This is a genomic window from Brevibacillus sp. HB1.3 (assembly GCF_013186635.1).
Lineage (GTDB): Bacteria > Bacillota > Bacilli > Brevibacillales > Brevibacillaceae > Brevibacillus > Brevibacillus brevis_D.
Genome location: NZ_JABMIT010000017.1, coordinates 1 through 22834, shown reverse-complemented (window position 1 = coordinate 22834; position 22834 = coordinate 1). Strand labels below are relative to the sequence as shown.

Annotated in this window: 21 protein-coding genes and 7 tRNA genes; 6 read left to right on the top strand and 22 right to left on the bottom strand. The window is 46.8% G+C overall.

Annotated features, from left to right (window positions below; all coding sequences use genetic code 11):
- Positions 1-5: 5 nt before the first annotated feature.
- The gene (locus HPY31_RS27025; RefSeq protein WP_172143112.1) at positions 6-1199 is read right to left on the bottom strand and encodes an MFS transporter; all 1194 of its coding nucleotides are present in this window, start codon (positions 1197-1199) and stop codon (positions 6-8) included.
- Between the two features lie 276 nt (positions 1200-1475).
- Here HPY31_RS27025 and HPY31_RS27020 point away from each other — a divergent pair, with 276 nt between their 5' ends.
- Complete coding sequence (locus HPY31_RS27020; RefSeq protein WP_137031343.1) at positions 1476-1838, top strand: winged helix-turn-helix transcriptional regulator; 363 nt, start codon at positions 1476-1478, stop codon at positions 1836-1838.
- A gap of 87 nt (positions 1839-1925) precedes the next feature.
- Here the strand turns inward: HPY31_RS27020 and HPY31_RS27015 are convergent, their stop codons facing one another.
- From HPY31_RS27015 to HPY31_RS29080, 6 genes are all read right to left on the bottom strand, one after another.
- On the bottom strand, positions 1926-2888 hold the full coding sequence (locus HPY31_RS27015) for a 3-hydroxyacyl-CoA dehydrogenase family protein (RefSeq protein ID WP_172143111.1): 963 nt from the start codon (positions 2886-2888) through the stop codon (positions 1926-1928).
- Positions 2885-3646, bottom strand: a complete 762-nt coding sequence (locus HPY31_RS27010; RefSeq protein WP_172143110.1) for an SDR family NAD(P)-dependent oxidoreductase — start codon at positions 3644-3646, stop codon at positions 2885-2887. The genes HPY31_RS27015 and HPY31_RS27010 overlap by 4 nt, the downstream gene beginning before the upstream one ends.
- 53 nt (positions 3647-3699) lie before the next feature.
- Entirely contained in the window at positions 3700-5013 is a 1314-nt protein-coding gene (locus tag HPY31_RS27005) for a GntP family permease (RefSeq protein WP_172143157.1), read from the bottom strand.
- 109 nt (positions 5014-5122) lie between these two features.
- Positions 5123-6400, bottom strand: a complete 1278-nt coding sequence (gene hisD, locus HPY31_RS27000; RefSeq protein ID WP_172143109.1) for a histidinol dehydrogenase — start codon at positions 6398-6400, stop codon at positions 5123-5125.
- Positions 6401-6557: 157 nt separating this feature from the next.
- Positions 6558-7559: a LacI family DNA-binding transcriptional regulator gene (locus tag HPY31_RS26995; RefSeq protein ID WP_172143108.1), complete on the bottom strand. Its 1002-nt coding sequence runs from the start codon at positions 7557-7559 to the stop codon at positions 6558-6560.
- 118 nt (positions 7560-7677) lie between these two features.
- Positions 7678-7812 carry a hypothetical protein gene (locus HPY31_RS29080; protein ID WP_256434438.1) on the bottom strand — a complete coding sequence of 45 codons (135 nt, stop codon included), beginning with the start codon at positions 7810-7812 and terminating at the stop codon, positions 7678-7680.
- A gap of 282 nt (positions 7813-8094) precedes the next feature.
- Between HPY31_RS29080 and HPY31_RS26990 the strand changes: the two genes are divergently transcribed.
- The 4 genes from HPY31_RS26990 (at position 8095) to glpQ (ending at position 10845) form a co-directional block, all read left to right on the top strand.
- On the top strand, positions 8095-8514 hold the full coding sequence (locus tag HPY31_RS26990; RefSeq protein WP_172143107.1) for a MarR family winged helix-turn-helix transcriptional regulator: 420 nt from the start codon (positions 8095-8097) through the stop codon (positions 8512-8514).
- A 27-nt stretch (positions 8515-8541) separates the two neighbouring features.
- Positions 8542-9183, top strand: a complete 642-nt coding sequence (locus tag HPY31_RS26985) for a nitroreductase family protein (protein WP_172143106.1) — start codon at positions 8542-8544, stop codon at positions 9181-9183.
- A 31-nt stretch (positions 9184-9214) separates the two neighbouring features.
- Positions 9215-9511, top strand: a complete 297-nt coding sequence (locus HPY31_RS26980) for a putative quinol monooxygenase (protein WP_172143105.1) — start codon at positions 9215-9217, stop codon at positions 9509-9511.
- Positions 9512-9750: 239 nt separating this feature from the next.
- Positions 9751-10845, top strand: coding sequence for a glycerophosphodiester phosphodiesterase (gene glpQ, locus HPY31_RS26975; protein WP_172143104.1), 1095 nt, complete (start codon positions 9751-9753; stop codon positions 10843-10845).
- 536 nt (positions 10846-11381) lie between these two features.
- Here glpQ and HPY31_RS26970 read toward each other — a convergent pair.
- From HPY31_RS26970 to sigW, 7 genes are all read right to left on the bottom strand, one after another.
- Positions 11382-12713, bottom strand: coding sequence for a hypothetical protein (locus HPY31_RS26970; protein ID WP_172143103.1), 1332 nt, complete (start codon positions 12711-12713; stop codon positions 11382-11384).
- Between the two features lie 845 nt (positions 12714-13558).
- Complete coding sequence (glmS, locus tag HPY31_RS26965) at positions 13559-15391, bottom strand: glutamine--fructose-6-phosphate transaminase (isomerizing) (protein ID WP_172143156.1); 1833 nt, start codon at positions 15389-15391, stop codon at positions 13559-13561.
- Between the two features lie 481 nt (positions 15392-15872).
- Positions 15873-17219 (bottom strand): phosphoglucosamine mutase, encoded by a 1347-nt coding sequence (gene glmM, locus HPY31_RS26960; RefSeq protein WP_172143102.1) that lies wholly within the window; start codon positions 17217-17219, stop codon positions 15873-15875.
- A 43-nt stretch (positions 17220-17262) separates the two neighbouring features.
- Positions 17263-18510, bottom strand: a complete 1248-nt coding sequence (locus tag HPY31_RS26955; protein ID WP_172143101.1) for a CdaR family protein — start codon at positions 18508-18510, stop codon at positions 17263-17265.
- Positions 18503-19327: a diadenylate cyclase CdaA gene (gene cdaA / locus HPY31_RS26950; protein ID WP_016742679.1), complete on the bottom strand. Its 825-nt coding sequence runs from the start codon at positions 19325-19327 to the stop codon at positions 18503-18505. The genes HPY31_RS26955 and cdaA overlap by 8 nt, the downstream gene beginning before the upstream one ends.
- Positions 19328-19432: 105 nt before the next feature.
- Positions 19433-20056, bottom strand: a complete 624-nt coding sequence (locus HPY31_RS26945; protein ID WP_016742678.1) for a zf-HC2 domain-containing protein — start codon at positions 20054-20056, stop codon at positions 19433-19435.
- A gap of 17 nt (positions 20057-20073) precedes the next feature.
- Positions 20074-20637: an RNA polymerase sigma factor SigW gene (gene sigW, locus HPY31_RS26940; RefSeq protein ID WP_016742677.1), complete on the bottom strand. Its 564-nt coding sequence runs from the start codon at positions 20635-20637 to the stop codon at positions 20074-20076.
- A gap of 170 nt (positions 20638-20807) precedes the next feature.
- Between sigW and HPY31_RS26935 the strand changes: the two genes are divergently transcribed.
- Positions 20808-20966 carry an aspartyl-phosphate phosphatase Spo0E family protein gene (locus HPY31_RS26935; protein WP_007725277.1) on the top strand — a complete coding sequence of 53 codons (159 nt, stop codon included), beginning with the start codon at positions 20808-20810 and terminating at the stop codon, positions 20964-20966.
- Between the two features lie 91 nt (positions 20967-21057).
- On the opposite strand, the gene rocF is transcribed toward HPY31_RS26935, so the two are convergent.
- The 8 genes from rocF to HPY31_RS26895 all read right to left on the bottom strand — a co-directional run bounded on the left by rocF (position 21058) and on the right by HPY31_RS26895 (position 22735).
- Complete coding sequence (gene rocF, locus HPY31_RS26930; RefSeq protein WP_026134212.1) at positions 21058-21954, bottom strand: arginase; 897 nt, start codon at positions 21952-21954, stop codon at positions 21058-21060.
- Positions 21955-22126: 172 nt separating this feature from the next.
- Positions 22127-22200 (bottom strand) — tRNA-Gly (locus tag HPY31_RS26925).
- 10 nt (positions 22201-22210) lie between these two features.
- A tRNA-Pro gene (locus HPY31_RS26920) sits at positions 22211-22287 on the bottom strand.
- 5 nt (positions 22288-22292) lie between these two features.
- Positions 22293-22369: transfer RNA gene (locus tag HPY31_RS26915), tRNA-Arg, on the bottom strand.
- 20 nt (positions 22370-22389) lie between these two features.
- Positions 22390-22465, bottom strand: a tRNA-Lys gene (locus HPY31_RS26910).
- Positions 22466-22471: 6 nt separating this feature from the next.
- Positions 22472-22546: transfer RNA gene (locus HPY31_RS26905), tRNA-Gln, on the bottom strand.
- A 20-nt stretch (positions 22547-22566) separates the two neighbouring features.
- Positions 22567-22651, bottom strand: a tRNA-Tyr gene (locus HPY31_RS26900).
- An 8-nt stretch (positions 22652-22659) separates the two neighbouring features.
- A tRNA-Val gene (locus tag HPY31_RS26895) sits at positions 22660-22735 on the bottom strand.
- Positions 22736-22834: the final 99 nt, after the last annotated feature.

Sequence of the window (22834 nt, the reverse complement as noted above, 5' to 3'; positions counted from 1 at the left end):
TGGATTTATGCTGGATTTTTTTTATCTTTTCGTTCTAAAGCCATACTCCAACCTGTTAGGATAGTCGCCCCTACCACCATTAATCCGCCTATCCAAGCAGTGTGAATAAGTCCAATAGAATCAGTGATCACCCCACCCAAGTAAGCTCCGAGAGCAATTCCAGCATTAAAGGCCGCAATATTAATGGCTGATGCCACATCAACTGCCCCCGAAGTAAAGCGTTCAGCCAACATCACGACGTAGACTTGCAGTCCAGGCACGTTCATAAAATGTAGTAATCCCATCAAAATAATCGTAATTAACCCCATAACTTTGAATGGAGCAGTGAATGTTAAGAGAAACAGTACAACTGCTTGCAGGATAAACATATAAAACAGGGCACGAATCGGATTTCGATTTGCCACCTTACCGCCAACCACGTTACCGATTGCAATGGCAATTCCATAGACTACTAAAATTAACGTAATTGTTCCTTGTTTAAAGCCAGTTATATCTTGCAGCAATGGGGATAAGTAAGTGAAGACGACGAAAGTTCCTCCATACCCCAAGGCTGTAATGATGAACAAAAGTAACAACCGACCATTGGTAATCACTTTGATCTGATCTCGAAATGTTGAACGGGCACCTTTTCGCAATTCGGATGGAACGAGAATGCTGTTGGCTATAAAAGCGATGATCCCAACCGCGACAATCGCGATAAAGGCTGCTCTCCATCCCAGTTGTTGACCAATAAATGTTCCTAATGGTACACCTGTAACGATTGCCACAGTAAGTCCCGTAAACATAATAGATATCGCACTAGCTCTCCTATTTTCCGGGACTACATCAGCAGCAATGGTAGACCCAATCGACATAAACACGCCGTGTGAAAACGCAGAAATGATCCGGGCAACAAGCAATACACCAATGCTCGTTGCACCTGCTGCGAGAAGGTTACCAGCAATAAAAACGATCATAATCCAAAGCAATAATGATTTACGCGACATACTGGATGTCAGTGAAGTCAAGATAGGCGCTCCGAAAGTTACTCCAAGTGCGTATAACGAAACTGTTAATCCGGCAGTAGTAACCGAAATATTCAGGTCTTGCGAAATAAGAGGCAGTAATCCGACACTAATAAATTCTGTTGTACCGATGGCAAAAGCACTTATTGCTAATGCTAAAAGCGCCAATGCGCTTCGTTTATTATCCAAGGCCATTTCTTTAATCCTCCTTACACTGTCCGACCGGCAAGTGTTATTATGATACATAACAAACCTAATCGAAAGTACGTACTTTTTTGTGCTATAGGCACTGAAAAGTTCCTATAAAGTATTTCGACAAACAAAATCTCCTCGAGAAAACTATCAAAAAGGAATCACTATAACCGATCGGCAAATGTTATTATGATACATAACAAACTTAATCAAAAGTACGTACTTTTTTGTGCTATAGGTACTGAAAAGTTCCTATAAAGTTTTAGCAGGAGGGACCTTATGAATAAAAAGAAATATAATATTTCGGTTGAAGCTACGCTTGAAGTATTAGGCGGAAAGTGGAAATGCGTTATACTTTGCCACCTAACTCACGGTAAAAAACGTACCAGTGAATTGAAACGTCTTATGCCTGCGATTACACAAAAAATGCTAACCCAGCAACTACGCGAGCTAGAAAGTGACGGGATTATCAATCGAATTACTTACAATACGGTCCCCCCAAAAGTGGAATATGAACTAAGCGAATACGGATGGGGATTGAAAAGTATATTAGAATCACTCTGCTCATGGGGAGAACAACATATCATTAAAAAGTATGGAAATAAATTTGACGTATTAGAAGAGAGCATCTTAAATAGATAAAATCTCCTTATTTTGGGCATCGGAAAAACCCCCTTGGTTAACGGTAGAACCTAGGGGGTTTAAACATAAATTTTATAATCACACCATTTACCGCGCTTCTTTTTCATCCGTTTGCAGATCTTTTTTCAACCAATCAATCAGTTCCTTCTCGCGAGCCTTGTTCATTTTTTGCAACTGCTCCGGTGACCACTCGTAAAAGCCTTGCCCATTCTTCTGCCCGTAGTTCCCTGCGTCCACCAGATTTCTCATCGTGGAAAGAGATGCCTGATGGGTGCCGAGGTCTGGGAACAAATAGCTGGAAATGGCGTCGAACACATCCAGCCCTCCCATATCCGCACTCATGAATGGACCCGTAACTGGCAAACGGCGGCCGATGCTGTATTGTACCGCTTTATCAATATCCTCGATCGAAGCCGCTCCCTGCTCATAGATGTACTGTGCTTCTCGAAAGAGCGCATACTGCAAACGATTCCCCACAGAACCAAGAATGTCTTTCTTGATGAGGATCGGCTTTTTGCCCATCGCATTCAGCAGGGCCATGGCCTGATCCACTGCTGCGTCCGACGTCTTCTCTCCGCGGATGACCTCTACTAGAGGAATAAGATGCCCGGGATTCCAAAAGTGCGTGACCAATGTCCGCTCGGGATGCTCCATCAAGCTGGCGATGGCAGTCGGGCTCAGCCCAGAAGTATTACTCGCCAGAATGGTATCTGGAGAACACAATGCCTCCAGTTCTTGAAACATCTTTTGCTTCAGTTCCAGATTCTCTGGAATACCTTCGATAATAAAGGGAGTTCCTTGGACGCACTCTTGCAGAACAGTGGTGAAACGAATACGATTTTGGATTGTTTCCTTTTCATCAGGATGAACGACTTCGTAATCGCACAACAGTCCGATCTTTTCAGCGACGCCACCCTTCCCGCGCTGGACATCCCGCTCATCCATTCCCCAGATGTTCACATCAAATCCTGCCATGGCTGCCGACAGGGCGATGGAATGGCCCTTCGTTCCCGCCCCAATGATCGCTACGCGTTTCGGCAACGTACTCATATCGCGGTCCACCCTCCATCCACCTTGATCGTTTCACCTGTAATAAAGTTAGCCATATCAGAAGCGAGGAATAGAACTGCTCCTGTAATATCAGACACTTGAGCTAACTGCCCTAACGGGATGCGGCTCAGCACATCCTGGTAAAAGTCCCGATCCTCAAACATTTTCTTCGTGAAATCAGTCTCGACAAAAGTAGGTGCCACGCCGTTGACCTTTATCCCGTATGGAGCCCACTCCACTGCCAGTGCTTTGGTCAATTGAACCGCGCCGCCTTTACTGGAGCAATACGCCGACCGTTTGATATACCCGACAAAAGCCATCTGGGACACCATGTTGATGATGCGGCCCCCGCCATTTGCCGCCATATGCTTGCCGGCGCGCTGCGAGCAGAAAAAGGTCCCTTTCAGATTGGTATCCAGCACGCGATCCCAATCCTCTTCTGTCACTTCAAACGACGGTTTTGCGATGTTGATTCCCGCATTGTTGACGAGAATGTCGAGCCCTCCCAGAGTCGCGATTGTGTCGTCTACCATCTGATAGATGCTCTGAACATCTTGCATGTCCGCCGCCAAAAAGAAAGAATTCGGTTGAATCTGCCGCAATTCATGCGTCGCTGCTTCCAGATTCGCCGTATTGCGTCCCGTAATCATGACGTCGGCACCGAGCCGAGCAAATGCCATCGCCGCGTCCTTGCCGAGCCCTTTGCTGCCCCCGGTAATGAGAACCCGTTTTCCTCTCAGCTCTTGAAAAGAAGTCATAAACGCTTTGCTCCTTTCTGGCTAACGAATTAGAGTACCCTATATCCTCTTTTTTACATGCCAAGTGAGAACAAGATCACTGCTAAAATAACACCCAAAATCGGAACAACTACGGTTAATGCGCCGAATGCCGGATACGCATCTTTGTGTGTCTCTCCCGCAATCGTGCGAATGGTCGTAACAACATAGCCGCCATGAGGCAAGGAATCAAGTGATCCTGATGAAATCGCCACAACCCGGTGCAAGGCTTCCGGATTTACCCCCATGTCCATATAGTGCGGCGCCAGCAGCGGCAAGGCGATCGTCTGTCCGCCAGATGCAGAGCCTGTGAGTCCGGCAATAACACAAACAGCTACTGCGCTTCCAATCAGCGGACTGCCAGGAATGCTCGTCATAAAGTCAACGGCGGTCGCAAATGCTGGCGTAGCTTTGGCAACCCCACCAAAACCAACAACAGCCGCCGTATTTGCAATGGCGATCAGAGCACCCATCGTCCCTTCTGAAACGGCATGCCAGAAGTTGATAAAGTACTTCCGATGCAGCAGATAAGTCGCTATTACACCGCCGAGCAAGGCGAGAATAAGCGCGGACTCTTTAAACGAGTTGTGGAAAACAAACGAAATCACGAGAACAACCAAGAGCGGAATCATGCTGACGAATGGATTGGGCAAATTGTCCCGCACCTTCAGGTTGTCTGTTTCCCGTGTGGTGAAGTGCTCCCCGTTTTTAACCGCTTTCATAATCATCCGTTTTAACCACCAGTAGCCAAAAATCATCATGAATACAGCCACGAGCAAGCTAACTTCCCAACCGGCATAGGGAGTGGTGTGCAAATATTGAATGGGAATCCAGTTCTGAATTTCAGGAGAACCAGCCGATGTCATGGTAAAGGTGGTAGAACCGAAGCCGAGCGCCGCCGGGATAAAACGCCTCGGCAGGTTCGCTTCCTTAAACAAGCTGATTGCCATCGGATAAACGGAAAAAGCAACGACGAACAAGCTCACACCGCCATATGTCAAAACCGCGCATGCAATCACAATTGCGAGTGCCGCGTTTTTCATGCCGATCTTCTCGACGATCCATTTGGACACGCTGTCTGCCGCCCCGCTGTCTTCCATCAGCTTTCCGAATATTGCGCCGATGAGAAACATCAAATACCACGAAGTGATAAATCCTGTGAAGCCGCCCATGTAGTTGGAGACAAAGTTCGCTTCTCCCTTTCCTACCAACTGCGGAAAGAGTGGCAATCCATTAAAAACAGCTACGAACAAAGCGGAGAAAGGTGCAACAATCAGTAGGTTCATACCCCTCATCGTCAAAATAATGAGCAGCGCCAAGCCTCCGATTAAACCGATCATGCTAATCATCTGAATCACTTCCATTCTGTCGGTGATAGATCTAGCTGCCAAGAATCAAACTGGGAGAGAGGAAGCCACTCTCCAGTGAGCGGCTCCTTTTCCCTCTATTGTCTGGGGTTTATTTCTTGCCGTAGCGGCGTACGCGCAGCAGCGCTTGTTCAGCATGGCCTGCAAAATTCTCCAGCTGGCACAGACGAGCTGCATATTCCCCAATGTATGCACTTGCTTCTTCGCTTACTTTTTGGTACGTAACTGTTTTCAGGAACTTGCCTACCCACAGTCCACCTGTATAACGGGCAGCGCCTTTGGTAGGCAGTGTATGGTTAGTTCCAATCACTTTATCACCGTAAGCCACGTTGGTTTCCGGGCCTAAAAAGAGGCAGCCGTAGTTGGTCATGTTGTTCAAGAAGAAGTCAGGGTCTTTCGTCAAAATCTCTACGTGCTCGAAAGCGAGTTTGTTCGCTTCAACGAGCGCTTCCTCCTGATCCTCTACCAAAATGATCACGCCGTAGTCGCGCCAGGAGACACGGGCCACATCTGCAGTAGGGAGAATTTCCAGCTGTCGCTCGATTTCTTTGATCGTTTCATGTGCCAGCTGCTCCGAAGTCGTGATGAGCGCACCCGGTGAAGTTGGGCCGTGCTCGCCTTGACCGAGAAGATCGGTGGCGATCATTTCAGCATCGGCTGTTTCATCAGCCACAACGAGCGTCTCTGTAGGTCCAGCAAACAGGTCAATTCCAACACGTCCGTACAGCTGACGTTTGGCCTCTGCCACGAAGGCGTTACCCGGGCCGACGAGCATATCTACTGGCTCGATGGTTTCCGTTCCGACCGCCATCGCTGCCATCGCTTGAATGCCGCCGAGAATGTATATCTCATCGGCACCTGCCATATGCATTGCTGCGACCGTTGCCGCCGGAATTTCACCGTTAATCGGAGGCGTGCAAGCGATGACCCGTTTCACACCTGCTACCTTTGCGGTCAACACACTCATGTGAGCCGAAGCCACCATCGGATAGCGTCCACCTGGAATGTAGCAACCTACACTTTCTACCGGGATGTTTTTGTGACCCAAAATGACTCCGGGCAGCGTCTCCACCTCAATGTCGAGCATGGATTTGCGTTGCTCTTCCGCAAAGCGTCTCACATTGCTCTGTGCAAACTTGATATCCTCGATGGTCTGCTCCGGTACGCCACTAATGATTTCCGCGATTTGCTCGGGCGTCAGGCGAAACTGCTCGGGGCTCCATTTATCAAACTTCGCTGACAGCTCGCGTACGGCTGCATCGCCTTCCTGCTCGATCTTCTGAATGGTTTGGCGTACGGTTTCCGCTACTTGCGCGTCATTTTGTGCAATTTCATTTTTTGCTTTTCCTTGTTTCAAAAATCTAGCCATTTTCTTGACCTCCCGTTTTAGCATACGTATGCATTTTTCAGAATTTTTTTCTCGCTTCCTTGTTTTGCATACGTATGCAAAAAGAAGCGAGAAGAAATCAGACAATTTTCAAATCTATATGCAAATACTAATGATCGCGCTTACATTTGTCAAGCGATTATTTTTGTTTCTTTGTCGTACATCGCTCGATTAATTGACCATGAACTAGTTTTGCCACGGGTTCTACCGTATTTATTTTCATTTCATTCAGCAGCGTATTGATAGTCAATTCGATCATTTCGTCGACTGGCTGCTCCCACGTCGTCAACTCATAGGAAGGCCAGGACGCCATCTTGATATTGTCAAATCCGACGATCGCGATGTCCTCAGGAACCGACAGCTTCATCGCCTTTACCGCATCGAGTGCTCCAAATGCAGTAATATCATTTGCCCCAAAAATGACATCCGGTCGCTCTTCTTGCTGCAGCAGGCGTAGGGTCGCTTCATACGCTCTCTTGTACGTGTAGTCGCCCTCTTCAATGATGGGAGCCAAACCTTTTTCCTGGAGAAAATCGCAAAAGCCCCTCTGCCGATCCTGACTCGTCGAGGTATTGACCCGCCCGGTGATATACGCCATTTTTCGATATCCTTGCTCGAACAGATACTTCGCGATCTGTTGAGCGGCAGCATAGTTGTCACAGCTGATCGAATAGCACGGGATGTCTTTGCTGTAGCGGTTGAACAGGACTACAGGGATGTTGTTCTCATGCAGCTGGGACACGACTTTGGACGACAAATAAGCATCCGTCACGATTACTCCCTCAACGTTGTACTCCAAAAATTGCGTAATTTCTTCCTGTTGGATCTCGTCATTTTCCGTGTATACAAATAAGACGTGATACCCTTTTTCCCGAAGTCCCTTGGTGAATTTTCCCAATACTTCATGGTAGAACGGGTTTTCGATATCACGCATGGCCAGCCCAATGATGTTGGTCTTGTTCATGATCAAGCCACGAGCGAGGGCATTCGGTCGATAGCCCAGCTCCTTCGCTACTTCCAGCACTTTTTTCTTTGTTTTTTCGGATACATTTGAGCCGGGGGTAAATACACGCGAAACGGTAGACTGAGAGACTTTTGCCAATCTCGCTACTTCCATCGCATTTACCAGTTTTTTCTTCACAAAGATTCCCTCCGAACACAGCGAAGCACGTTGGGGCTAGAGTACCCCTCGATACTGTAAGAATACAATTTTATATGAACAATCTGATTATACCATTAATCGTGAAGGGCTGCTCGTTCTACTGCCTGACTTGCTCAATAAAGTGCCTTGCCGCCATGGAAAGGTAATGATCCTTTAGCCAGATGATGCCCGATGCGGCATTCAAATGCTTGTCCTCAATCCTGGTTGCTTTTCGGAGAAGAATGCCGATCATCCTGCGCAGACGAACCAAAGTTAAAAAGGCTCTTTTTTCAATGGCAAGATGGAAAAATCATCGATCCCAAGCGGGAAGCGAACACTCGCTAGCTCTATCAACCTGTCCTTCAACATCTTGCAGGGCTGGGCGGACTCGTACCTTCTATCACATCCGTTAGCTCAGCGAGTTTTGCCGGGAACTTAAGTTGCAAACGCTGAAATAAGGTGTTATATTAATTGACGTATCAATTATTGATGTGTCAAATATTCCTATTCATATTGCCCCCGGGAGGCATTTTTCATGACACGCAAGGAATTTGAAGAGGAGCAAATACTGAATCTGCTCATCGGATTAACCAATAAAATAAGTCCCAAGTTCGAACGCTGTACCGGAATCAGCTCTACTCGTCTCGCGATTTTGCAAATCCTTTGCGAATGCAACGAAATCAATCAGTCCCAGCTACAAAAGCACATCAATATTGACAGTGCTGCCATTACACGCCACCTGAAGCAACTGGAAGTGGATGGTATGGTGACCCGACACAAAAATCCAAATGATAACCGCGAAACCTTCGTTCGTCTTTCCGAAGAAGGACATCATCGGATTGAAGGGTACAAAAGCGAGAAACGAAATTTTATCCAGCAGATTCTGGAAGGCTTCACCGAGGATGAAACGCAGGTCTTAACTGATTTTCTCAAACGAATGCAAAACAACATTTGATTGTTCCGGAAAGGAGTCTGTTTTTACATGATAAACACCGTACAAAGAACAAATGATTTTCATGAAATCACGTTTGGTCGTCGTTCAGTCAAACTTTATGATCCTGAAATAAAAATCAGCCGCGAGGAAATGATTGAAATTTTAGCGGGAGCCACGCGTGCTCCATCTTCAGTCAACATGCAGCCTTGGCGCTTTGTGGTGATCGAAAGTCAAGAAGGGAAAGAAAAGCTTGCAGAGCTGGCACGCTTCAACAAAACGCAAGTACTTACCTCTTCCGCCGTCATTGCCGTATTCGTCGACATGAATAATGCGGAATATATGGATGAGATATTTGGAAAAGCTGTCGAGCTCGGATACATGCCGCAGGAAGTGAAGGACATGCAGCTGAAAGCCGTAAAACCTTACTACGCCAATCTACCAGCTTCTGACCTGCGCGATGTCAATTTTATCGATGCCGGGCTCGTATCCATGCAATTGATGCTGGTTGCCCGTTCATTCGGCTATGACACGAACCCGATCGGCGGCTATGAAAAGGATCAAATAGCAGAAGCACTAGATTTGGACAAGGATCGCTATCAACCGATCATGCTAATCAGTATCGGGAAAGCAGCCAAGGAAGGATACCCCTCTTACCGTCTCCCTGTTGAGACAGTGACAACCTGGAAATAATTCGAATTCGTTGGAAGAAAGGGAGAAAACCATGCTTATTATACATGCCCATCTACAAGTAATACCCGCACAGGAAGAAGCCTTCCTTCAAGCCGCCAAAGCCCTGGTTGCTGCAAGCCAAGCGGAAGAAGGAAATGTAGGATACACCCTTCTGAAAAGCACAGAGCAAGAATATCACTACACCATGGTAGAAAAGTGGAAGGACGCTGACGCAGTAGCAGCCCACAATGCAAGCGCTCATTTTCAGGCTTTTGCGAAGCAAGCTCCCTCCTTTTTTGCAGCAGCTATGGAATTGGAAGTATTCGCTGGAGAGCCTGTGAAGTTGTAATTCGTGATGTACGGAAAAACAGTGAGGTTGGTACTGAGATCAGCCTTGCTGTTTTTGTAGGGAGGAAAGACCCTGCCGCCAACAAGTTATTGACAGCGCTTTCTTTTTCCCTTACATTAGTAACCAATATAATATTTTTGTGATGGAGATCAGGAGATTCACAATATTTCATTTGGTATGGTTTAACCTACCGATGGAATTTGTGGATCTTTTTTTCATCCAAATGGAGGAGGCAGAACATGAAAAAACTAGTTACATCCCTGGCAGCCGCTCTCGCTATTACAACAAGCTTTGGAAGCGTATCCTTTGCCGAAGCGGATAAGATTGTCATCGCCCACCGCGGAGCGAGCGCATACTTACCGGAACATACGCTGCCCGCAAAAGCGATGGCTTACGCGATGGGAGTCGACTACATCGAACAAGACGTGGTCATGACAAAGGACAACAAACTGCTCATCATGCACGACCATTATCTGGACAGCGTAACCAATGTTGCGGAGGTCTACCCTGATCGAAAGCGAAAAGACGGCAGGTACTACGTTATTGATTTCACTCTTGACGAGATTAAGAAACTGAAAACAACAGAGGTTTTCACAGTGGAAAACGGCAAACAGGTACAAGATTATCCGGATCGCTTCCCACTCTGGAAATCCAACTTCAGTGTTCACACTCTGGAAGAAGAGATTGAACTGATCCAGGGTATGAACAAAAGCACAGGTCGTAACGTAGGGATCTATACGGAGATCAAAGCTCCTTGGTTCCACAGACACGAAGGAAAGGACATCAGCCTCGCAGTGCTGCAGGTGTTGAAAAAGTACGGCTATGTGTCCAAGAATGACAAAGTGTACATACAGACTTTCGACCCCAATGAAGCAAAACGGATTCGCACGGAACTCTATCCACAATTGAATATGAACGTGAAGCTTGTACAGCTCATGGCGGAAACGGGCTGGAACGAAACCATGAACTATGAAAACGGTAAGGCCGTTCCCTACAACTACGATTGGATGTTTGAAAAAGGAGCGATGAAAGAAATTGCGAAATACGCAGACGGCGTAGGGCCATGGAAACCGATGATCATCAAAGAAGAGTCGACGAGAGACCACCTGATCATTACCAATCTTGTCAAAGAGGCTCATGAAGCTGACCTGGAAGTGCATCCATACACCTTCCGAGCGGATAAAGGACAAATCCCTGCCTATGCAGCAAGCTTTGAGGAGCTGCTCGATCAGTTCTACTTCACAGCAGGAGTTGACGGGGTGTTTACAGACTTCCCTGACCGTGCCGTTGATTTTTTACGAAAAGCGGAGTACCAAAGCAAGATGTCCCAGTAACACTGTAACCTCAACGAGTTACTGAGGTTCCAAATTTATTTTTTGAATCGGAACCAAACAATCAGGTGGAAAAGAGCGTTGTTAGGCTTGATTTAGTTCCGAGACTCACCGTTTGCAGGTCGTGACAGGGACGCTAGTATTACCCTGATAGACAGAAAAAAGCCGGTATCTTGTACGCTAAGGATTACCGGCTTTTCATCATTTTTCTTCGCAGCTGCCAGGAAACCAATTTCCCCAATTTGATACTTCTTCGAGAATGGCGAGTTTCTAGAAAGCATTATATTTACCTCTAAACATGAAAAAGCTCCCCTCACAATAGCAAGCTTTTTATTATTTCGCCTGTCTACCATGAGGGGATCATACCAATCCTCCGTCTTATCAAGTTCCTTTTCTAACAGATTTTTTAGGCACTTTTCGTTTGTTGGCGAATCCTGCTGTTCAGTCTAATACTAGGACTACGAACATAATGGACAGGGGGTAGCTAACAGCTAATGCTCCCACTGTATTTAATGCCTCCCGTTCCGCTCCTGCTATTGCTACTTAAGCAGCTCGTTCTTCAGCTCCTCAGCCGTGTCCGGCTTCCAATAACTTATTTGTAATTTCTTCTCCTGAACCAATTGTCTAACCTGTTCAAAAAGCACTACTCTCTTCTCGGCTGGCCAATGGGTAAAGAACTGTAAATCACTGGACACATTCCAAATAGAGGTTGCATTTTCCTTTTGGGACCATTTTTTCATAAGAATCGATTCAACATCCTCATAACCTATCCGATACAAAATACCAACATATGTCGCGCCAATTCCATCATCCAGAATTGCTCTTTTCAGAAAATACGATTGCACCTTTTGGCAGCAAACTTCATTATTTAGCGGAAGCAGATCACCCAGCACGTCATCAAATTCTCCAGTTACTTTTCCTACATAATAGCTCGTTTTAATAAGACCGCTTAGCTTTTTCTCCTCCGGATCAGCTGCCAAAAGTTCTATCCAGCGCACATCCAAATCCTCAAACAGCAGCGGTTTAAGTGAAAAATATGTATCATTTCTAAGCATATTGCCCCAGCCAAACATAAAGGTATGCCGATTTTGCTTAGTATCAAACTTCACCGTACCTAGCACGTTCAAAATAAAACGCTGTGCTACCGGATCTTTGTAATACGGTGAAAACGCCTCGAAAACATCGCTAGCGGGCTTGGTTAGAAGCGCAGAAGCGAAGACAGGAGACAGCCAGGCTCCCCCATATTGTTCATATAGCTTGCCAGCCAGCGCTTGCAGCCTACGATCTCCATCCATTAAAACAGAGCCAACCAAAATCATAGGAAAGGCTTGCTCTAAAGTCACCCCTGCCAAAGTATCACTTATATGAAAGATAGAAGTGTCTCTGTAGGTTAACTTTAGCACCTCGCTGTCGCACTCAAATGATGAAATCTTCTGGATATGCTCTGCTGCAAGCTCATACACCTTGCACATCTTTTCACTCGCTTTGCCCGGCATCATGCCAAGAAAGGCAAGCAGCGTTTCATGCTCTTCCCAGCTGATCTTGCTGCCAGGCTTTTTCTCCAGAAACGTCTGCAAAAAAGCTAGTAATCGATCAGCAATCAGATCCGACACTGTATTCGAGAATGTGTGGTTTAATATTTTTTCGCATTTTTGTGGCGACTTTAATAGCTTTTTCCAATAAGCTGCAGCCGGTTCATAATCAATCTTAGCCAGTGCCCTCTGGGCGGCAAGCTTACTCTTCCCGCGCTCTGTACTGGCCAGATGCAACAGCTCAGGTGCCTCGTTAGCTCCGAGCTTCGAGATAGCCTTCTCTCTGCTACTCCCTTTGGGTGGCAATGCATCGAAAACTGACTGATTATATTCTGTCATTACTCGGTTCCCCTTCATCCTGACTATTTTTAATATAGTAGCACGCCAAATTTTGCGGCCCCGCCTTCTATTACGGAGAACTCATCGCTTTCAGACTCACTAGCAATGAATTCAATACGATTATGTATGTTCAACACACTCCCACCTCAATTATACAATGATTGCAAATAAGTGGATAAAGGACAAACTGCCATTTCATTATTTTCAAACAGTCTTATCAGGAACAGTTACACAACCTGCCAATCTCCCCCATTACCATTTGACAGAAGAGGGAAATTTAAATAATAAATTAAGGGGTCATCACTTTTTTCCATAGGACCCATTTGATTAGGATGTCTACATACTCTCCCGGGTGAATATTCTAATTTCGTAAAAACTGAACAAACCTCTCCGCTCACATAATTGTAAGCGCGAGTTTTTCCATGCCTACAAGACGGATGGGCGATTCCCCGAAGTAAATACGCTCGAGCAAACGAAAAGAGCTTCTAGTGCCATCCAACTTCTTCAACTCTTAGAATTGGAATGGAACCCGGTTCGTTTACTGGCATTACTATCGACAGTAGGTGCGGCGATAATAGGTTCTCCATATTTAGACTACTATGCTAAAAAGGAAGACATTCTTATAGCTACGTTGGAGATGTTTGCAAATGAGGAACCATAGAAGTTAAAAAGTACGTTATACCGTTAAACCCCGCCTCGACTCTGATAGCGCTTATGGCGGGGGTTGGCAATTGCAGAGTGCAAATTAGTAACAAACATTCACCTAATGACTTGAAAATAAAATAAGCCGAGGAAAAACAGATGTGCATACCTGTTTTTCACTCGACTTATTAACCCTTCAACCCTTACTCAACCGTCACACTCTTCGCCAAGTTCCGTGGTTTATCCACATCAAGGCCGCGAGCGACAGAAGCGTAGTAAGCAAGCAATTGCAATGGAATGACGGTCAGAATCGGTGTGAGCATTGGCAGAGTGGCTGGCATGTAAATGACCTCATCCACACTCTTCGCCAGGTCGTGGTTGCCTTCAGTCGCAAAGCCCAGTACATGAGCACCGCGAGCTTTTACTTCCACGATGTTGCTTACCGTTTTTTCGTAGATATCTGGTTGCGTAGCCAAAGCTACAACTGGAACATTATCTTCAATCAGCGCAAGAGTACCGTGCTTCAGCTCACCAGCTGGATACGCCTCGGAGTGAATGTAGGAGATTTCTTTCAGCTTCAGAGAGCCTTCCAGCGATACCGCATAGTCGAGGCTGCGGCCGATGAAGAACAGGCTGCTTACCTCTTTCGTGCCCTCTGCAAAGCGACGAATTTGATCATCGTCATTCAGCATGGAAGCGATTTTGCCAGGGATCTCGCTCAGGTGCTCAACCACTTCAGCAACCTCAGCAGCCGCCATGGTGCCTTTTACTTGAGCCAAATACAGGCTGAACAAGTACAGGGCAACGACTTGGGAGGTGTATGCTTTCGTAGATGCTACCGCTACTTCTGGACCAGCCCACGTAAAGATCACTTCGTCAGCTTCACGAGCTACGGAGCTGCCTACCACGTTGGTGATAGCCAACACCTTCACGTTGCTCTTTTTCGCCTCACGCAGTGCAGCCAGCGTGTCTGCTGTCTCACCAGATTGGCTGATGACGATCATCAGTGTCTTGTCTGTGTAGATCGGATCACGGTAACGGAACTCGGAAGCGACTGCTACCTCTACAGGTACGCGTGTCCATTTTTCGATAACATCCTTACCGACGAGACCCGCGTGCATGGAAGTACCGCATGCCACGATGTAGATGCGATCGTATGTCGCCAGTTCCGCATCGCTCATTTTCAGCTCAGGCAAAATCACTCGCTTGTTGTCCTCGTCAATGCGGGCACCCATGGTATCGCGAACAGCTTGAGGCTGCTCGTGCATTTCCTTGAGCATGAAGGAATCATATCCGCCTTTTTCCGCTTGTACCAGATCCCACTCGACATGGAACAGTTCCCGCTCGATTTTCTCGCCGGTCTCTGCGTTCATCAGTTCCACACCATCGCGAGTCAACACAGCCATTTCGCCTTCGTTCAAAATGTACACGTCACGTGTATGCTCCAAAATAGCTGGGATATCCGAGCCGATAAAACTCTCGCCTTGACCCACACCAACTACCAACGGGCTAGCCAAGCGAATCGCTACCAGCTTATCTGGCTCGTGTTCCGTCATGATTCCCAATGCATAGGCACCACGCATACGTTGCACAGCACGACGCGCTGTAGAAACGATATCGCCATCGTACATGTCAGCGAGCAAGTGAGCGATAACCTCGGTATCTGTCTCAGAAGTGAACGTGTAGCCTTTTGCCAGCAGCTCTTCTTTCAATGGCAGGAAGTTTTCGATAATCCCGTTGTGAACGACTGCAAAAGCCGCTTTCTCGTCTGTATGTGGGTGGGAGTTCTCGTCAGACGGTTTTCCGTGTGTCGCCCAACGTGTATGCCCGATTCCCATAGAACCAGTCAATGGCTTCGACTCCAAACGACTTTCCAGAACAGCCAGACGGCCTTGTGCTTTTGAGTAATCCAAGCCGTTTTCATTCACGACAGCAACCCCTGCTGAATCATAGCCGCGATACTCCAGCTTGCGAAGCCCTCCGATAACGATGTCTTGCGCTTGTTTATTTCCAATATATCCAACGATTCCGCACATAAGTGTATGGTCCCCTTCCAATTTGGCGAGGGACTTCCACCCGAACAATGGTACGGGGGTGAGTCCCCCGCCATTCCATGTTTTTTCTATGATCATACTGTTTCATCTATTTCGGCAATGGCAAAAAACGTATCACACACAAGGTTTTGTCCATCAGATCACCCTGATGTTTTGTCCCTGCGCTCTGCGGCAGTGATACTGCTGCCGGGAGGTATCCGCCGAATCCTTCGATAAACCTCCACCTCGTCCACTGGGCTCCATGTCGGGCAGCCTCAGTGCTGGCGCTTTCCAATGGTATTCATTTGGTTTACGTGCTTGTTCTTTTTTGCACAACCCCTCCCAAGTTTTTCTTTCTTGGTGCTAGCGCACATGAACACTGTACCACAGATTGTGAAGAGCGACAACATTTCGTCGACGTATTTTAGTTGTATGCAAAAGGGAGCAGTATCGAAACCGCTCCCTACAACTTTTTACACTACTTTTACACTAATTGTTGTTTGACCACGTCAACGATCCGATTCACGAGCCCTTCCAATTGTGCCGCATCTGGACCTTCTGCCATGACACGTACGATTGGCTCTGTTCCGGACGGACGAACTAGAACGCGACCGTTGCCAGCCAAATCTTCTTCTACTTCACGAATCGCCTGCGCAATAGCTTCATTGCCATTCAGCTTTGACTTGTCCTCTACACGGACGTTGATCAGAAGCTGCGGATACTTGACCATCACTTGTTTGAGCTCGGACAACGGCTTGCCAGACTCCTTGATGATGTTCAAGAGCTGGAGACCCGTTAACAGACCGTCTCCTGTCGTATTGTAGTCCAGGAAGACAATATGACCGGACTGTTCGCCACCGAGATTATAGCCGCCGCGCAGCATCTCTTCTACTACATAGCGATCCCCAACAGCAGTCTTCGTTGTATTGATGGAGCACTCTTCCATCCCTTTGAAGAAGCCCATGTTGGCCATTACGGTCGTGACAACTGTATTGTTGTTGAGCTTTCCTTTAGCCTTGAGCGCTCGAGCACAGATCGCCATAATATAGTCGCCGTCGATGATTTCACCATTATTATCCACTGCAATGCAGCGATCTGCGTCCCCATCAAAGGATAGACCCAAGTCAGCTTTATGTTTCAAAACTTCTTCTACTAATCGTTCAGGATGCGTTGAACCGCACTGGTCATTGATGTTGATTCCATTCGGATTCGCACCAATCGTGATGACTTCAGCGTCCACATCCGCAAACAGACGAGCTGCCAATGATGAGACAGCACCATTTGCACAGTCCAGAACTACCTTCAGACCGTCAAATCGCTCGGATACGGTGCTCTTCAAGTGAGAGAGGTACTTTTGTCCACCCTCCAGGAATTCCAGAACCGTCCCAATTTGTTCGCCTGTTGGTCGAGGCATCGTATCCTCTGCCGCGTCCAAATACTGTTCTACTTCAGCTTCCACTTCGTCGGACAGTTTAAAACCGTTGCTGCCGAAGAACTTGATTCCGTTATCCGGAAACGGATTGTGAGAGGCGGAGATCATAACTCCAGCATCTGCACCAAGTGCACGTGTGAGATACGCTACCCCCGAGGTGGAGATAACACCCAATCTGACCACTTCTGCTCCAACCGATAACAGTCCAGCCAAAAGCGCGTTTTCCAGCATTTGTCCGGAAATGCGCGTATCGCGCCCAATCACCACTTTTGGTTTCCCTTCCTGCTTGTTTCTGGTGAGAACGTAACCGCCAACGCGTCCGATTTTAAATGCCAGTTCGGGTGTCAGTTGTGTATTTGCTACACCGCGTACACCGTCTGTTCCGAAATACTTCCCCATGATTGTCCCTCATTTCCTTCCTTGTGCACACAACAGCTTATGTCTACCTTTGCTTGTTCGTGATTTGAATTGTGACCTTTTTCGGTGCGCCCGCAGAAGTCTTGATATACTCCGACTGATTGAAAATATAATTCAATGGTACTTCGTACACACCCGCCGGCATATTGCTGACATCTGCTACGACCTGCAAGTCTTCATGCGTCAACTGATTCAGCACTACTGGAGCGCCGATTACGTCGAAGTCGATTGTAGACATCTCCTGGCCATCGGTGGATAGTACCTTTGCTTCCATGCTTTCTGATAGCCCGCTAATGCGAATCGGAATCTTATCCAAACGCTTGGTCGTTGATGGAACGACTTTCAGCGATACGGTTAAATACTCCGGCTCTACCTTTACAATATTATCCATTAACGGTATCTTTAGCTCTATATCGCGATCTGATGTAATGTTGCTGAGATCGATTTCCGGCCCTGGATAAGTGTTGGATTTGATGCCATCAATGACTTCCTTCGGTCCATAGACTGTGACCTCTTCCACATTCATACCCATACTAGCCAAACTATAGCCATTCGGCAATTCATTCGTCAAGTTTAATTTGATTGGCACTTTGGCAAACGGACTCGTTACGGGAATGTTCACTTCTACCGTAAGTGGCACTACATCCGCACCTTGAATCACGTTGCCAGACTTGTCCACAACTTTGAGCGGAACTGTTGTTTTGATTGCGGAAGTAGCCCCTTCCAGGTCAACCGATGCCTTAACTGCTGCTACCTTATTCACTTGGCTTTCAGGTACCCTTACAAGTGCTCGAAACGGCTTTACAATAGGTTCTCCAGCTGTGTAACCAGGCGCGACCTGTCCCAATTTCTCCACAGAAACTTCACGCTCAACTGTCTTCTTCTCTTCCAAGGTAATTTCCACGATATTCGGGATGATCCCTACCTTGACTTCATCCGGGAATCCCTTGTACTGGACAGGTACACGATGTGTTCCTTTGCCCAGGCTGGTCGCATCGACATATACTTCCCACGATTCCTCTGGGAAGAAATTGTGTCGATAAAAAGGATTATTACTTTCCAAGGCAACCTTTACCGTTCGTTGCTGCTTGACCACCTGATAACGATCGGTATCGTATTTCACATGCAAATTGACACTGTCAATAAAAGTTGGCTGACTTGCCTCAGGAGTCGTCGTTTGTTCGGCTTCCAGATTGACAATCATCCACGTCATGATAGCCAAAAGTAACGCAACAGCACGTGCAAACCAGTGACTGTTTAACCATTTATCCATGTTTTCGCCTCCATTGCCAACGACTTCCCATGGATTTGCCTTTGGACAGAGGCTGAAGCTGTTCTGTCAGCATCTCTGCCAGTTGCGCCTCCGTCAGATTGCGATTCATTGCTCCATGCGCGGCAAAGGACACCTGTCCTGTCTCTTCAGATACGATGATCGCAATGCCATCGGAAACCTCACTTAGCCCTATTGCCGCTCGATGGCGCGTCCCCAACTCTTTGGAGATGGAATTGTTTTCAGAAAGTGGAAGATAACAGGCAGCAGCCATAATCATATCTTTTCGCATAATGACTGCACCGTCATGCAGCGGTGTATTTGGAATGAAAATATTAATCAGCAGCTCCGAGCTGACTCGCCCGTTAATGCCAATACCCGTTTCCACGTAGTCATTCAGACCCGTCTCTCTCTCAATGACGATCAATGCACCAATGCGACGCTTGGCCATGTACGTAACCGATTTGCCCACCTCTTGAACCAAGCGGCTAACTACCTCTTCATCCTGCGTACTGCTTGAACGGGAAAAAAGCTTGCCTCGACCAAGCTGCTCCAGTGCTCGACGCAATTCCGGCTGGAAGATGATGACGACGGCCAAAACCCCGAATGTAAATGCTTGATTCATCAGCGCGTGTAGTGCCGTTAGCTGGAAGTATTTGCTGAGGAACCATGTGATGACGATGACCATAATCCCCTTCAGCAATTGTACAGCGCGCGTCCCGCGAATAAGCATAATGATTTTATAGAACACGTATGTAACGAGTAAAATATCCGTTGCATACCGTAGCAAATCCCCATAATCCATGGATATCGATATCATAACGAAGCCCCCATATCTCGCTCCATCTAATGAAGTCAGTCTATCTCCTGCGGAAAAAGCACGGCTCCACTGCCGTGCTCTGATAGCTGTACTCTCTATTTTCTCTTATGGCAAGATCGGAAGCAAGTCATTTCCAATATTTTTCACCTCATACCAGATCCAATCTACGATCGCTTCGATCGATTCGGTATTTCCCACGACTTGGGCGGTAGATGCCACGAACACTTTTCCTTCAATAGCCACAACATTTCCTGATACATGGCCTTGAACATCTACGTTTCCGTTGCGGACAACCAAGTCTCCATCAATATTGGTTCCTGCTGGTACAACTACGACATTGCGTTCACGATCTATTTTTAATTTATCCAAATTAGCAGAGGATACCTGTAGAGTGTCATCCTGATCAAACCAACTGTTGAGTACGCTGCCGGTCATCAAAAAGAGAAATACCGCTGCAGCTGTCAAAAACGGATGATTACGAAGCCATCCTGATAACAGATTCGCTTTCGTCGGCGCAGGCAATTGCGCAAGTACACGAGCTGTAAAATCAGAAGAGACATGAATATGTGAAGCGCTTTGAACAAAAGCGATGGCTCTCTGCAACTCATGCATATGCTGACGACAACTCACACAGGTCTTTATGTGTGCTTGCAATTGCAGATTGGCTAATTCATCAGTGTCCCCATCTAGATATTCGTGGATGAGGCAAATCATATCCCGGCATTCCATCGTGATTTTCTCCTTTCTCACATCAATCGCAACTTGCTGCGTAATGCTTCCCTTCCTCGGTGAATACGCGTCTTGATTGTCGTTATGGGAAGCTTTACGATATCGCTGATCTCCTGCAACGACAAATCCTCGATATAGCGCAAGATCATAATCGAGCGATATTTGGGCTGTAAGTGAGACAAAGCATCTTGCACGGTCTCTTGCAGCTCCTGCGTTACGACTTTGTCCTCCGGTGTTCGCTCGTTAGAAGACAGGCGTGAATACCAGTCCAGGCCTTGCCCTGGTTCGGTTTCTTCATCCAATGAAAAGTCAGGTCGTTTTTTCCGGCCACGGTCGATACATAGATTGGTCGCGATCCTGTAGATCCACGTGGAGAACTTATAGCTGTCATCGTATGAATGCAAATTGGCATAGACACGCAAAAATGTTTCTTGCGCGATGTCCTCTGCATCCTGACGGTTTCCCACCATACGATATGCGAGCTGAAATATCTTGTCTTTATAAATCTCGATTAACTCCGCAAAAGCTTCACGGTCTCCGCGTTTAGCCCGCTGAGTCAACCGTTTCTCTACAAAATCCATGCGATCCTCCCCACAATACCGTAATCCTATATACGGATGATACTGCATATGGTTTCATTTTTAATCTTGTGTTTGTGCGGATAATTTGTTGGGAAATAGAGGAATAAGCGTATTGCTTTCTTCTATATATAAGTAATGATAGCTCATTTATCATACGGGTGGAAAGGAGAGTGCAACGATTGTCAAAAAAAGACGTTCTCCTCGAGATTGAAATGCTTCGAAAAGAACTCAACGATCAGTACAAAAAACAAGCCTGCATTACTCCAGAATTAGTTACACTAAGTGTACAACTGGATCAGCTATTAAATAAACTGCGTCTCCATCCTTAGAATGTACAGCTTTCCCTCATCAAAGTAAAGATGCGGTAAAACAAAAAAAGAGGGCTAAAAGCCTCTCTTTTTTCATGATCTTCTTCATTTTTTATAGTAATTTATCACCAAAAACGGAACTCATCAAAGCGACTGCAACGCGAGCTGTCATGTTTTCTCGGTCAAGAATCGGGTTGACCTCTACGAATTCTGCCGAGCAGAGAATATCTGCATCTGCCAGCATTTCCAATGAGACATGCCCTTCACGGTAGGAGATACCACCTATTACTGGCGTCCCTACTCCCGGAGCATCGTGTGGATCAAGTCCATCTAAGTCGAGGCTCAAATGCACGCCATCTGTGTTTTTGGACACATGCGCGATTGCTTCATCCATGACTCGAGCCATACCCAACTTATCAATTTCATGCATGGTGAAAACCTTCATCCCGATGCGCTTGATCAATTCACGCTCACCTTGATCCAGATCACGCGCACCGATGATGACCACGTTTTCTGCCTTTACCTTTGGTGTATACCCCCCAATGTTCGTCAGACGCTCGTGTCCATAACCCAAGCTCGCTGCCAAAGGCATACCGTGAATATTTCCCGATGGAGAAGTGGCACCCGTATTCAAATCACCATGAGCGTCAAACCAAATGACACCTAGGTCTTTTACATGTTTAGCCACACCCGCAATGGTTCCAAGGGCAATACTGTGATCGCCACCCAATACGAGCGGGAATCGACCAGCAGTCATGATATCGCTTACAACATTGGCAAGCTTTTCATTGGCTTCCACGACTTCATCCAGGTATTTATGGTTTTCCGTCTCGGTGAAGTGATGAGGGCGCGTTACAAAAATATCACCGCGGTCTTCAATATTGAAGCCCATCTTTTCCAGGCGTGCTACAACACCTGCATAACGGATTGCGCTAGGTCCCATATCGACTCCGCGGCGGTCTGCACCTAGATCCATCGGTACACCAACAATGCTCATGTTTTTGTTCATAAAAGTGCCACCCTTTCCTTCGTTCATTTCATTCTCTACCTCTATATTGTAGCCCCGGAAAGCAAAATGACTCAACTCGACATGATTTTGCATAAATAACCTATCGGACAAGCTTTGTCAAAAACACAAAAAAACGAGCAACCATTCCGGTTTCTCGTTTCTCGTAAGCATATGGAGCGGGTGATGGGAATCGAACCCACGCGACCAGCTTGGAAGGCTGGAGTTCTACCATTGAACTACACCCGCATATAAAAAATGGTCGGGAAGACAGGATTCGAACCTGCGACCCCTTGGTCCCAAGCCAAGTACTCTACCAAGCTGAGCTACTTCCCGATAAGTGGCGTGCCCTGAGAGATTCGAACTCCCGACCTTTTGATTCGTAGTCAAACGCTCTATCCAGCTGAGCTAAGGGCACCTATTCTAATTTTAAAAAACTGGTGAGCCATGAAGGACTCGAACCTTCGACCCTCTGATTAAAAGTCAGATGCTCTACCAACTGAGCTAATGGCTCGCAAAATGGCTGGGGTACTAGGATTTGAACCTAGGAATGACGGAGTCAAAGTCCGTTGCCTTACCGCTTGGCTATACCCCAACAACTCGCAAAATAAAAAATGGTGGGGAGAGACGGATTCGAACCGCCGAACCCGGAGGGAGCAGATTTACAGTCTGCCGTGTTTAGCCACTTCACTATCTCCCCATTTTTTATGGTGGAGGCTGACGGGATCGAACCGCCGACCCTCTGCTTGTAAGGCAGATGCTCTCCCAGCTGAGCTAAGCCTCCAAATCCCTGACAAAGTGACGAGTATGCTTCTTAGCATACTCTGAGAACTTTGCAGGTACCTTAACCACTGTTAAGGTGTTTTTAAGTGACCCGTAGGGG